We start from the raw sequence: 13,154 nt of genomic DNA, 5'->3' as shown, positions 1-13,154 counted from the left end.
CTGGGATTTTCGGTGCCCCGCCGCAGCCTGATGAAAAGCGAAAAAGACCGAGCCACCTCGCCAGGCTGACGAGGCGGCCCGCCATGTCGTGTCAGAAGCGCGCGGTCAGCGACGCGCCCCAGGTCCGGCCCGGCGACGGGTTGGCCCAGTCGATGAAGGTGAATACCGCCTCGCCCGACGTGTAACCGTCGTACGTGGTGTTGTCGGTCACGTTCTTGACGAAGCCCGAGACCTCGAGCGTGGTGTTGCCGCTCACCGGGAACTCGTAGCGTACACCGAGGTCGACCTTCGTCACCGGCGGGATCGACGCACGCGGGTCGTTGATCACGTCCGTTTGGTACCGCGACGTATGGAACAGAGCCGCGTTCAGGCCGATGGTCCCCGGACCGGCGTCGAAGCTGTAGTCCGAAATCAGACCACCGGTCCATTTCGGGGTGCGCCGCAGCTTCAATCCGGAAAGGTCCGTCTCTCCCTGCCCCAGATTACCGATGAAGTTCAGATACTTCGCTTCAAGATAGCCGAGCGATCCGGAGATCGTCCACCCCCGCATCGGCGCAACGGCCAATTCGGCTTCGAGGCCCTGATAGCGAGCCTTGGCGGCGTTCAGGGTGTTGGTGACGTTCGTGGTTCCGACGACCTGCAGGATATTTTCCTGCTTGTCGCTCAGCGTGTTGTGGAACGCGGAAAGGTTCAGGCGAACCCGGTTATTGAGGAATTCGGTCTTGAGGCCGACCTCGAACGCATCCATCGTTTCGGGCAAATAGGCCTGTGTTGCGGTGACCAGGTTGCCAGGACGACCGTTGAAGCCGCCGGTGTTGTAACCACGGCTGTATTGGGCATAGGCCATGACGTCGGGCGTAAACTTGTATTGCAGGTTCACCTTCGGCGTGAACTTTTTGAACTTGGCGCGCCCCGCCACGCTTCCGACCAGCGGCCCGATAACATCATTATCCCGCACGGTGGAAAATACGGGGCCCCACAAACTATAGGCAGTCGTCTTCCTGTCCCAGGTCTGACGGGCACCAACCGACAACTGCAGTTTTTCGGTGATGTCATAGTCCGCCTGGAAGAACAAGGCGAAGGTCTTGTTTGTCTGATGCGTATCGTAGCGGTTGAGTGAATTGAGGAAGCCTACGCCCGGCGGAGTCGAGAAAGTCGGCAAGCCGTTCGTGAGGATCGGACTCCCCGTGGTGAGAAACCCGTCGGGCAGCATCGACACGTCAAGCGACGGATCTTGCACCTCCGTATAGGAGTAGTTCATGTAAAATGCGCCGGCAACGACGTTGAACGGCCCCTCGAACGAAGTTGCGAAGCGGGCCTCCTGCGAGAACTGCTTGGCATCGACCCGGGCCTTGTCGCGGAACAGCGCAAAGCGGGTTGCGTCGAAATCGCTGGTCTGCCGTTCGTGGAACTCGCGATAGCCGGTCAGCGAAACGAATTTGACCTGATCGGTCAAATCGTACGACACTTCACCGGTCACCGCAGTCATGCGCAGAGATGCGGGAAGCTGGGTCGTTTCGACGACATTCTTGCCCTTGTCGAGATTGGCAAGCGGGCCGCAGACGATGCTCGTCGCCGGATTGTAACAGGTCGCGTTTGCGCCACCGACATAGCCCGGCAACGGATAAGGGATGAAATCGGGGACGTTAAGGGGCGTATAGGGCGGAATCTGGCTGTCGTTTTCCAGCCGGTCGAATGCCAAATAGATGTTCAGGCGATCGGTGGGGGTTGCAACAGCGGCGAGCGAGTATTGCCGGACATCACGATCGCCCTCCCGTCCGCCGGTGACGATGTTGCGGAACTGGCCATTATCCTTGCGCACCGAAACGGTCGCCTTGACCGCAAGCACGTCCTTGATCACCGGGGCCATAATGTAGCCTTCGTAGTCGTTCTGGCCGAAGCTGCCCACCGTGACGCGCGCCTTGCCCGTCGTGTCCGCCGACGGGTCGGGCCGGAGGCGGATCACGTTGATCACCCCGCCGGTCGTGTTCTTGCCGTTCAGAACGCCCTGCGGGCCGCGCAGAACCTCCACGCGCTGGACATCGTACGCATCGATGAGCGCGCCGCGCTGGAACGCGATCGGAATGCCATCTAGCGTGATGCCGATACCGGCCTCGACGCTGGGCAGGACGTCCTGAATGGAAATGCCGCGCAAGCTGATCTGGGGCACGTCGACGGCTGCGCCTGAACGCGTGACGGTCATGCCCGGCACGAGGCCGCGAAGGCCGGTCAGGCCGTCGACGCGGGCCTTTTGAAGCGTGTCATTGCTGAACGCGGAAACGGAGACAGGCACACTTTGAAGTGGCTCAGCACGCTTTTGCGCGGTTACGATGATGTCCGAAAGTCCTTCGGATTGCTGCGGCTGATTGGCTGCGGTCGCGTCCGGCGCTTGCTGCGGCTCCGCGGCCAATGCCGCCTGAAAGCCGCCCAACGCAGTTGCGATCGCTATCGCCGACGAAAATGCCAGGCCTCGCATATGCCCTCCCCATTCAACGCTGATTTTTAATCCGATGTGGCCGCGACTCTTTCTGAATCGACTTGTCGCTACACAAGTGTGCTAGCTAACTGCTTTTCGCCGGAGGGTCAACAGTGAAGCATGCGCAGCAAGCGCTTGTGAGCATTTTTATCTGACATATGACGGTTATTTTTTCATTTCGTGGCGGGTTAAGCGGCTATCCCTGTCACGCGAGCGACCAGTCTTTGATGCGTCATGTCGTCGCTTGAATATCAGACGTTCGTCATTTATCGTACGAATGTGCGGTGAGAGCCAGGCTCCGGCCGCGATCGCAAGGAGTGGATATCAGATGAGCGTTTATCTTCAGGCAACGTTGGAACTCGATTATGAGACGCTTCCCGTCTTTTTGAACATAGTTCCTGAGATGAAGCGCATCGCCGAAGGCGCGGGTTGGGAGATGATCGCCGGGCTCGTCACCAAGATCGGGCGGGCCAATACCGTCATCCATCTTTGGAAATTGCCCGACATGAATGCTTTCGATGCCGGCATCCAGGCCATGGCGAGCGCGCCTGAAGGTGGCAAAATCTATCAGGAAATCTGCCGGAGCGGTGCGAAGGAAACGCTAATCTTCGCTGATGCAGCGCCCTATTCACCGGCGCATTGACGCAGAGCTGAAAATGAAACGGCGGGAGGCTTAGAGCTTCCCGCCGTTTCATAGCGCCGCTCCCGGCCGCAGTGACCGGGGACCGTCGTTAATTAAAGCTGATCCAGCTCGGCCATTATGTCTTGCGGCAAGACTGTCATGCAGGCCTGCGCATTGGCGTAAACCTGTTCGGGCTTTGTCGCCCCGGCGATCACGGATGAGACGAAGGGCTTTGCGGCGAGCCAGCCGAGGGCCAGCTTCACCATCGGAATGCTCGATTTGCGGGAAATCTCCCCGAGACGGCTGACTTTCTCAAACCTTTCCGGCGTCAGGAACTTGTCGAAGAAAGGTATCTGCTTGAGGGTTTCCAGACGGCCCGAACTGTCGTCGCCACCCAGATATTTGCCCGTCAGCAACCCGTTGGCGAGGGGGAAATAAGGGAGAAACCCGACACCATTGGCGACCATCAAGGGCGCAAGTTCGCTTTCGACATCGCGTGCCAGCAGGCTGTATTCGGATTGGCATGATATGAAAGCCGCACGATTGCTGGCTCCGGCTGCGTCCAGTGCTTCGGCCAGCTGGGCGGCACTGTGGTTCGCACAGCCGACATAGCGCACCTTGCCCTCCTGAATCAGCTGGTCGAATGCGGCCAGCGTTTCGCTGATGGGCACCTTCGGATCGGGATAATGCAGTTGGTAGAGATCGACATAATCAGTGCCCAAATTGGCAAGGCTCTCTTCCAGAGCCTGCCGCACATAGGCAGGGGCCGCACCCTGATTATCGTCGCTGTCGCCAACCTTGTCGCCGACTTTCGTGGCGATGATCACGGAATCCCGGCGACCGCGAAAAGCTTCGCCGAGAATGCGTTCCGATTGTCCGGGAGGAAAACCATAGTTGTTGGCGGTGTCGAAGAAGTTGATCCCGGCGTCCAGTGCAGCCGAGATCACCTCAAGGGATTTTTCCTTGTCCAGAAACCAGCCGAAATTATTGCAGCCAAGACCGGCAATAGAGACTTTAAGGTCGGATTTCCCGAGATTACGCTTTTCCATGTCGAGAATATCCCCTTCAGGGTTGGCCATATATGTAGCGGATGGGATCGGACCCGTCCCAGCCTTCGGCGGCATCGCGCACCATCTTGTAAAAGTCGCTGACAACGGCCTCTTCATAGAATTCGGTCAGCATGCCGAACTCCTTGCGCGTGTCCATCATCGCATAGGGGCTGGGTTTGGAGTCGCCGAGCGGTGACACGACGGAATAAAGGATATTATCAAAGCCCTTGCTTTCATAATCCTTGATCGCCGCGTGAATGTCGTCAACGAACACCGTCATATGGTGCAGGCCGGGACCACCCGTCGGATAAAGTTCGCTGTAGGCCGATGGCGTGTCACAATGCTGTTCCACCAGTTCGACCATCACATCGCCCCACTGGCCGACGACACCTGTCGTATCGAGGTCGATTTCCTTGCCGCGATAGGTTTGCAGGTCATGGGGAAGGTGCGCGAGCACAAAGAAGGGGCCAGAGCCGAAGCGGGCCATGTGTCGGCGCGCCCATTCGATCGCGTCCGGTACAACGAATGCGATCTGCCGCACCTTCTTGAGTTGGCCTGAAACAGGGTCCAGGAACATCGAGCCTCTCCTTTTAATCGGCAATCGTCAGTTCGCCGCCCGAGGGTGCGGGCGCAGGTTTTTTGCATTTCGGCAACCGCTGACCGAAGCTGCCACGCCTATCGGCGCTGCGGGCGCTTACGCCCGCAGCGCCGTTCGTCATTCAGCGGCGATGGACATCCCATTTTCGACGATCAGTTGATCGATGCGGTCGTGATAATGGGAAATCCGCTTTTCCTGCCCGGCCAGTTCCGCGCCATTCCACCCGCGCGAATGCATGCCGCGCTGCTGCGCCTCCATGATACCGGCGTCGCCATCGAGCGTGATGCCAAGGCTTCCTTCGCCGAAGTTGCGCCATTCGCGTTCTACAGGCGCACGCACGGTGTCGGCAACGCCGCCCGCCGAGGTCAGCATCTTGGTAAAGAAATCCTCTGAACCCGTCGCATAGAACCAGGTGTCGAAGGTGCATTTTTCCGGGTCGGTCGGGTGCGGCCAGGCGCGCAGGAACAGCATGCCATCCGAAAAACAGGTCAGCGTCAGGTTGGGGAAGATCGAATAAAGGAAGGTGTCGGTCAGTTGCGCGTCTTCCATCCGGTCATAATGGCTATGGCCGCGCTCGACGCCCAGCTTCCGCTTTTGCGAGATGATCGCTTCCCGGATCGCCAGCGGCTTGTCCTTGAAATCTTCCGGCTGCAATTCCCAGGTCTTGAGATCCTGGATCAGATACTCGTCGATCGCCAGCTTGCCATCGGGCAGATAGCGCGAAGGCTGGCTGCCCGGCGTCACAAGGCGCGCATGGCCGTTCTTCAGCGTTTCGATGACCGCCGTCACATAATAGGGCTCGTTCACATACAGCCCCTCCGGATGCGCGGTGGGGATGTGATATGTTTCGCGGAAATTGTCCGAAATGATCTTCCAGTTGCAGGGCATCCGCACCGATATGGCCTGGGTGCAGTGCATCTGCTCGAAGGGATAGCGCGCCAACGGCTCGTACAGTTCGCCCAGATACTCTTTGAGAGGCATCGGGTTGGCGTCCATGTTCACCCAGACGAAGCTGGCGAAGGTCTCGCTGTTGATCTGGGCGAGCCGCTTGCGTCCGCATGGGGAGCCCGCAGAGAAGTCCTCCGGGTCCTGCGCGCCGATGCATTCGCCTTCCAGCGACCATTTCCAGCTATGATAGGCGCAGGTGAAGGATGGCATGGACCCTTCCGCCACGGACACCAGCTTGTTCCCGCGATGCTGACACACATTATAGAAGGCCTTGATGCCGCCATCTTCCTGACGCACCACAAGGATGGATTCCGTGCCAACCTCTTCCACCAGGAAGTCGCCCGGCTCAGGGATCTGGTCTTCGCGGCAAACCACGAGCCAGCTCTTGGTCCAGACTGCGTCCCATTCCCGCCCCGCGAAGTCGCGGTCGAAATAGCGCCAACCCTGAAGTTTCGAAGACCGTCCGGCTCCCGCCTCGGCGACCAGATTTTCCGTCATTTCCATCTCCTGTCGATTCAATCCAGGCGCATCCCGGCGCGCTGACCCTGTTTCCAATCGTCCAGCTACATCCAACGGCCCGCTTTACGCGCACTAGGCAAAAGGCGGCCAGGTTCCGGACGATCATGCATAACGGACATTTGTCCGTCAATAGCGGAGTATCCTTCCTTCGCGGAGTCCGCGCCTTTACGGCCGACCCCGCGCTAGATTTATCCTTGTGACGGCTTGTCCACCGCCTGAGCGATCTTCATCGCCAAATCTTCAGCAACCGGCTTCAGCATCGGTCCCAGCAGCAGGTTGAGGACCGGCCCGGTGGCTCCGCCCGCCTGAACGTTCAGCCGGAAAGTGATCTGCGTGTTCGGATCGCCCGCATCTGCCACGGGCGCTGCCGCTTGCACATCGACACTGTTGGTGACGCGCCGCAGCAACCAGCGGGACAGGCGTTCCCACAATCTGCTCAGCCAGCCGCCGGAAGGAGAATGCGCGGGGACGGCGGCGGTTGGCGCGGCATTCGGCATGCCGCCGCCCAGATCGATCGCCAGAAACTCGCCGGAGCCGGTGACAGGCTCCTGCAAACCCTGCATCACGAAGGTGACGCGGCTAGGCTCGTTCCATTCCGTGACCTGGACCTTGAACTCCGCGCTGCGAGTCAGGCCGCCCAGCTCGCCCTTCACAACCCAGATGGATTCATCGCGGTTGATCTTCTCGTGGCGCTGATACCCTGTGAGGAACGGCGCCCAATTGTCCATGTCCTCGACGAAATTCCAGACCTGAGGCAGGGAGGCGGTGACCGTTGTGGTATGTTCGACTTCGGGCAATGTCGCCTCCTTTTCAGAACCTGTTGACGCTGGACGCCGCCTCGCGTCCGGCGATGTGGCCGAAGACCAGGCCCGGCCCGATCGTGGCCCCGGCGCCCGGATAGGCCATGCCGGTGAAGCCGCCGGAGACGTTCCCCGCCGCGTAAAGGCCGGGGATACGGCCGCCCCTGACATTCACCACTTCGGACTTGGCGTTGATCTTCGGACCGCCCTTCGTACCGAGAACGCCGGAATAGACACGGCAGGCATAGAAGGGGCCTTGCTGGATCGGTCCTAGCGACTGGAGTGCCCCTTCGCGTGACGGGTCGCCATAATGACGGTCATATTTGCTCCGGCCGCGGTGGAAGTCGGGGTCCTCGCCCCGTTCGACATTCGCGTTGAAACGCGTGACCGTGTCTTCAAGGCCATCTGGGTTTACGCCGATTTTCTCCGCCAGTTCGCGCAGCGTCGGCGCGGATTCGAGCCATGCCGGAATCGGATCGCCCGGATAGCGCGTGCCGAACGGATATTTGTCGAGGAAAGTCGAATCGAGGATGATCCAGGCGGGCAGGTTCGGATAGTCGAACGCCACTGGGTCGAAGTTGCGGAAGGAGCGGCCAACGTCATTATAATTGTGGGCTTCGTTGACGAAGCGCTTGCCCGCGCGGTTGACCATGATCGAACCGGGCGAGGCTCTTTCGCCGACCACCATGCGGTTGAGCTGCTGCCCTTCATATTCGTCGCCCGGAATGCGGATCATCGGCATCCACCAGGCTTCATGGGCGTTCGCCATGCTCGCCTGCGCCTCGGCCGCCATGATCAGGCCGTCGCCCTCATTGAAGGGCGGGCTGAGCGGACCTTCGATGGGAGCGCCCATCAGGTCGGTCGCCATGTCCTTGTTCCATTCAAAGCCGCCGCTTGCCAGAATGACGGCGCGACGGGCGCCGATCCTAACCATGCGGCCATCCTGTTCGACCTCAATGCCGACAATGGCGCCATCGTCGATCACCAGACGGCGGCCACGGGCGTTGCGGCGAAACTCCACGCCCTTGTCCACCGCACCCTTGATGAGGCCAGCCATCAGCGCCATGCCGGTGCCCACCATGCCCTTAGCGAGGCGGTCGCCGATGATTTCGGGGTCCAGCATATTGGTTCCGTCATCAATGTCGGTCATCGCGACAGGCAGCGGGAAGCAGGGCGCGCAACGCAGATGCGCGCGCAGTTCCCCCAACTCGCCCGCTGGGAACAGGCCGGGGCTTACGGAGCGACCGAAGGTGCCGCCGGGATGTTCCGGATGATAGTCCGGCGTCTTGAGCGCCCGGAACGCCAGCTGGGTCTCTTGCTCAAGGTAACGCAACACGCCTGGCGCTTCATCGACATAGGTTTCGGCCAGTTCGATGTCCATTTTGCCGAGCGAAAGGCTGCGAAGATAGGTGAGCGCCTGTTCGCGCGAGTCGGTCGTTCCAACCTCGTGCATGTGGTGATTGTTGGGGATCCACGGCACGCCGCCCGACACGGCGCTCGTCCCGCCCAGCTTGTCGCTGCGCTCCAGCACCAGCGTCTTGCAACCGCGATGCTGCGCCGCGATCGCGGCGGAAACACCCGCCGCGCCGGAGCCCATGACCACCACGTCGAAAACCTCATCCCATACCGGCATTATAGCTCTCCAGTCGCTCGCGGTTCGCGCCGCTTCCTATGTCGTTTGCACTTGTCACGCATGGCTGCGGCCCTTGATCAGGTCCGCGGCCTTTTCGCCGATCATGATGGCGGGCATATTGGTGTTCCCGCCGACGAGCGTCGGCATCACAGACGTGTCGGCGACCCTTAGCCCGCCAATGCCCCTGACCCGCAGGCGGGCATCGACGACGCTATCATCGTCCGATCCCATCTTGCACGTACCGGCCGTGTGATAATCCGCACTTGCGTTGGCACGGATGAAGGCGTCGATCTGGCTGTCAGTCTGTACAGCCGCGCCCGGCGACAATTCATCGCCGCGATAGGGATCGAAGGCGGCCTGGCCGAAAATCTGGCGGCACACTCGGATGCCGTTGCGGAAATCGACCATGTCGCGGGTGTCGCTAAGATAGCGGTGATCCACGACCGGCGCGGCCTGCGGGTCGGGCGAGGCCAGCGTCACATGGCCACGGCTGTGGGGCCGGACGACGCAGACATGCGCCATGAAGCCATGACGCGGCATCAGGCCTGTCAGCGTGTCATTCATCAGCGCCAGCACCAGCGAGAGCTTTATGTCCGGCTCAGCGAGGTCCGGTTGCGATCGCACATAGGCGACCACTTCCATGCCGGTGCTGGCGAGCGGCCCCGTGCGGAAAGCCAGATATTGCGCAAAGGCCAGCGCCCCCTTCAGCGGGCTGACATATTGATAATGGGACACTGGCTGCGTCACCGCCTGCTTCACATAGGTGGACAGATGGTCCTGAAGATTTTGACCGACGCCGGGCAGGTTATGGACCGGGTCCACGCCGACCTGCGACAGGGCCGAAGCGTCACCGATGCCGGACAGCATCAGAAGCTGGGGCGAATTGATGCCGCCGCCGCAGAGGATCACCTCGCCGCCCGCACGAAGGTCCAGTTCCTGCCCTTTTTCACGGATGCGAACGCCGACGGCGCGGCCATTTTCGACCAATATCTTGAGCACTTGCGCGCCCAGACGCACCTCCAGGTTCGAGCGCGAGCGGAACGGCTTTATGTAGGCGGTCGCCGCGCTCCACCGGCGGCCCCGGCTGACGAACATGTCGACGGGACCGGCGCCATCGCGAACCGCGCCGTTGGTGTCGTCATTATAAGGATAGCCAGCTTCTTCGCAGGCTTGCAGGAACGCCTTGGCGAGTGGATTGTGGACGCCGGGGCGGCTGATCCTGACCGGCCCGGAGTGACCGTGCCACCGCGCATCGCCGCCCGGCTCGTAACTTTCGGCCCGCTTGAAATAGGGTAGCACGTCCTCATAGGACCAGCCGGAACTGCCCAGCGCCGCCCACCGATCGTAATCGCTCGGCGTGCCTCGATCATAGATCATGCCGTTGATCGAGCTGCCGCCTCCCAGAACCTTGCCACGGGGGAGGAAAAGGACGCGGTCGTTCAGCTCTTCCTGCGGCGCGCTCCTGTAGTTCCAGCTATGCTTGCCCGACGTCAAAAGCGGCATCAGCCCGCCGGGCGCATGGATGAGGGGATCACGGTCAGTGCCCCCCGCCTCAAGCAGGATTACCTTGTGGCGGCTGTCTTCCGACAGACGGTTGGCGACGGCGCAGCCCGCCGCTCCCGCGCCCACGACGATATAGTCCGCGTTCAATGCGCGTACTCCGGCAACGAGGTCCGTCCATCGTTAAGGGGAGCCGCGCCGCAACAGCCGACCATCGCACAGTGGCGGAAATGCAAATGACCTTGCAACGATCCTACTCCTCCAGGACGCATTTCGCCCCAATTTTTCCCCGGACGCCGTGATGCGCCCCGATCCACTTTATGCGACCCTTGTCACATTACGCAATGGCGGCCGACCGCAGCTGTCTCAACTTACCTCCGCAGGCACCGCGACCTCTACCTGGCCATCCACGACACGTGTTTCAAACGTGCGGAGCGGCTTGTCCGTCAGCTGACCCTTGGGATTTCCGGTTCGCAGGTCGAAGGGCATGCCATGTTCGGGGCACAACACCATGCAGCGCCTGATGCGTCCGGCTGCCAGGGAAAATGCGCGATGCGTGCATTCATTCTGCACACAGAAAAACTCTCCGTCCGCATGACACAGCAGAAGGTTCAAGCCGTTCACTGTTATCGGCTTGCTGCTGTTGTTCGGCAGATCGGCGGCCGCAGCGACGGGAAGGAAGTCGGCGCTCATGCTATGGTCAAGCCTCCATCAACGACAAATTCGGCACCCGTCACATAGGACGCCTCTTGCGATGCCAGGAACAGGGACATGTTCGCGACATCGTCCGGTCGGCCCAAGCGACCAAGCGGGATCGGCGCAGTGGCGGCGTCGATAGCGGCCGGATCGCCCTGAAGCAATTGATCGACCATCGGCGTTTCGATCGTACCGGGATGCACCGAATTGCACCGGATGCCATAGGGCGCTTCATCGAGCGCGACACTTTTGGTCAGCGCACGAACGGCCCCCTTGGTAGCGGCATAAGCAGCGCTTCTGTGAACGCCCGTCAATGCGGCAATGGACGAGATATTGACGATGGAACCGCCGCCATTGGCGCGCATGTGCGGGATCACCGCCTGGCAACCCAGGAACGTGCCTCGCAAATTGATTTCGAAAAGGCGGTCAAGCATGGCGACGGGTGTGTCAGAAACATATGCCGCATGATAGATGCCCGCATTGTTCACGAGAATGTCGATGTGCCCGAACCGTTTGAGGGCGTCGGCGGCGAGTTCCTGCCATCCCTCTTCCTGACGGACATCCTGCGATCGGGACAACGCAATGCCGCCTTCCTGCGTGATGGATGCCGCGACCGCCGCAGCACCCGCTTCGTCAAGGTCCGTCAGGATCACCGACGCACCTTCCCGAGCGAACAGGCGGGCAGTTGCCGCGCCCATGCCGTGCATCGAGCCAGCGCCTGTGATAATTGCCGTCTTGCCAGACAGTCGACTGCCCAACGCACCTCTCCCTACAGCCCGCTCCATACCCGGCGTGGTCGACCACCACAGCCTTTCAGAGACAGACAAATGTCATATAAGGACCATCTATCGCGCCAGCGGAAAGCTGTAAAGCGATATCGTGCGCTAGGATACTATTTTTGCAACATCGGAGTTGACAGCTGTTTTCGAACCGACTTCACTTGAAACCTCACCCCGCTATGATATGGTTCAATGATGAAAAAACAGGGACTGGCGCCGCTCAAAGGTAAAGCGGAGAAAATATCGGCGAAGATCAAACCTCACAGTTTGAAAACAGATTCCGAGCCCAATACCCTTCAGTTTCTTCAAAGCGAGTTGCTTTCCGAACGGGAGAAGCTGGGGCAGCGCGCGCCGGGCAGAGCCCGCGTCGACCGGATCATCGAAGCGACGATTGAACTGCTCAAGGCGCATAAGCCAGCTGACATCTCCATCGCCATGATCGCCGACCATGGCGGCATCACCCGGACATCCATCTATTCCCACTTCGCCAGCGTCGAGGAGATATTGGGCCAGATCGCCATCCGCTTCGTCCAGCAGACTGGCGTCGAAGTTGAACGCTATGTTCGGCGGCGCAAGCCGGAAAGCCTGGAGCAACTGGTCACGTTGATGATCAAGGGCATCCAGGATTATTTCAACCAACCAAGTCCAGCAAAGCCAGGCGCGCTGGCCCGTCACATTCCGTTCGAATCCCGCCATTTGGTGCGGGATTTCGACAAGGTTGCCGCCCTGCCCTACCATACTTTGTGGCATACGGGCTGGGCGATCGAACCACTGTCGGAAGAAGACCCGTTCCGCACCCTTGTCATCATCCAGTCAGCCATTTTCGAAGCCAGCATCCAGCAGCAGGGCAAGATAACGGATCTGGCGGTAAAGCAGGCGACAGAAGTCGCGCTGGATTTTCTCGCTCGGGCCGAAGCGCGTTACGGCGCAGCGCCGGAAGAAACCACGACCGCAGAGCCCACGCCGGAAGACAGAATAATGGCGGCCGCCCGAACCCTGGCCGCGCACGACGACCCGGCACTCATTGAGATGGCCACGGCGCAGATCGAATTGCTCGCGTCCACGGTCACCAAATTGGCGGCCAAGCCCGCGGCGAGGCGTCGCAAGAAAGCCTGAATTGAGCAATGCCGATGCTGTATCGGCACTTTCGCTGAAGTTCCCCGGCGCTGAAGTTCCCCGGCCCAGCGTACACGACTGCTGGGCGGGTGGCGGTGAAGGACGAGTCGTTCGCCTTCGCATCACCGCCACATCTCCGTAACCCGGCATCTGTCGATTACGGTATTGTTCCGCGCCGACGCGGTGAGCGGCGGCGCGGCTCCCTTGCCCCCCTTTGCCCTTGCTTTTCAACGTCCGACAAGCGTCAGATATTGGTCGGCGATCACCGGCTTGGTCCTACGGCCTATTATCCAACTTTCCATTATGTCCGGAATGGGTTTTCATATGATCCGTGGCTGTCCCAGGACGAGCCATCGGTAATCAGATTTATAGTCGCGCGGCAAATGACGCGACAAACGGAAAACCGGCAACAGACATA

The 13,154-nt window shown here is 60.4% G+C and carries 11 protein-coding genes; 2 read left to right on the top strand and 9 right to left on the bottom strand.

Features of this window, described 5'->3' with window-relative positions; translation table 11 throughout:
- Window positions 1–91: 91 nt before the first annotated feature.
- The gene (locus ACYU81_RS17190) at window positions 92–2,476 is read right to left on the bottom strand and encodes a TonB-dependent receptor (protein ID WP_460988922.1); all 2,385 of its coding nucleotides are present in this window, start codon (window positions 2,474–2,476) and stop codon (window positions 92–94) included.
- Window positions 2,477–2,804: 328 nt separating this feature from the next.
- On the opposite strand from ACYU81_RS17190, the gene ACYU81_RS17185 reads away from it, so the two are divergent.
- Complete coding sequence (locus ACYU81_RS17185) at window positions 2,805–3,119, top strand: NIPSNAP family protein (protein WP_196227133.1); 315 nt, start codon at window positions 2,805–2,807, stop codon at window positions 3,117–3,119.
- Between the two features lie 92 nt (window positions 3,120–3,211).
- On the opposite strand, the gene ACYU81_RS17180 is transcribed toward ACYU81_RS17185, so the two are convergent.
- The 8 genes from ACYU81_RS17180 to ACYU81_RS17145 form a co-directional block, all read right to left on the bottom strand.
- Complete coding sequence (locus ACYU81_RS17180) at window positions 3,212–4,177, bottom strand: aldo/keto reductase (RefSeq protein ID WP_460988921.1); 966 nt, start codon at window positions 4,175–4,177, stop codon at window positions 3,212–3,214.
- Window positions 4,164–4,724 (bottom strand): VOC family protein, encoded by a 561-nt coding sequence (locus ACYU81_RS17175; protein ID WP_449468945.1) that lies wholly within the window; start codon window positions 4,722–4,724, stop codon window positions 4,164–4,166. Before ACYU81_RS17175 ends, ACYU81_RS17180 begins: the two co-directional genes overlap by 14 nt.
- Before the next feature lie 138 nt (window positions 4,725–4,862).
- Complete coding sequence (locus ACYU81_RS17170) at window positions 4,863–6,191, bottom strand: aromatic ring-hydroxylating oxygenase subunit alpha (protein WP_460988920.1); 1,329 nt, start codon at window positions 6,189–6,191, stop codon at window positions 4,863–4,865.
- A 209-nt stretch (window positions 6,192–6,400) separates the two neighbouring features.
- Window positions 6,401–7,009, bottom strand: a complete 609-nt coding sequence (locus ACYU81_RS17165; RefSeq protein ID WP_460988919.1) for a CoxG family protein — start codon at window positions 7,007–7,009, stop codon at window positions 6,401–6,403.
- A 13-nt stretch (window positions 7,010–7,022) separates the two neighbouring features.
- On the bottom strand, window positions 7,023–8,645 hold the full coding sequence (locus ACYU81_RS17160) for an FAD-dependent oxidoreductase (protein WP_460988918.1): 1,623 nt from the start codon (window positions 8,643–8,645) through the stop codon (window positions 7,023–7,025).
- Between the two features lie 54 nt (window positions 8,646–8,699).
- Window positions 8,700–10,295, bottom strand: coding sequence for a GMC family oxidoreductase (locus tag ACYU81_RS17155; protein WP_460988917.1), 1,596 nt, complete (start codon window positions 10,293–10,295; stop codon window positions 8,700–8,702).
- Between the two features lie 216 nt (window positions 10,296–10,511).
- Complete coding sequence (locus tag ACYU81_RS17150) at window positions 10,512–10,838, bottom strand: Rieske (2Fe-2S) protein (protein ID WP_460988916.1); 327 nt, start codon at window positions 10,836–10,838, stop codon at window positions 10,512–10,514.
- Window positions 10,835–11,668: an SDR family NAD(P)-dependent oxidoreductase gene (locus tag ACYU81_RS17145; protein ID WP_460988915.1), complete on the bottom strand. Its 834-nt coding sequence runs from the start codon at window positions 11,666–11,668 to the stop codon at window positions 10,835–10,837. The genes ACYU81_RS17150 and ACYU81_RS17145 overlap by 4 nt, the downstream gene beginning before the upstream one ends.
- Window positions 11,669–11,887: 219 nt before the next feature.
- Here ACYU81_RS17145 and ACYU81_RS17140 point away from each other — a divergent pair, with 219 nt between their 5' ends.
- Window positions 11,888–12,736 (top strand): TetR/AcrR family transcriptional regulator, encoded by an 849-nt coding sequence (locus ACYU81_RS17140; RefSeq protein WP_460988914.1) that lies wholly within the window; start codon window positions 11,888–11,890, stop codon window positions 12,734–12,736.
- The last annotated feature ends 418 nt before the right edge of the window (window positions 12,737–13,154 follow it).

It is taken from the genome of Sphingobium sp. TomTYG75, from assembly GCF_054771635.1.
The sequence above is the reverse complement of the archived record's forward strand: the minus strand, read 5'-3'. Positions and strand labels throughout refer to the sequence as shown.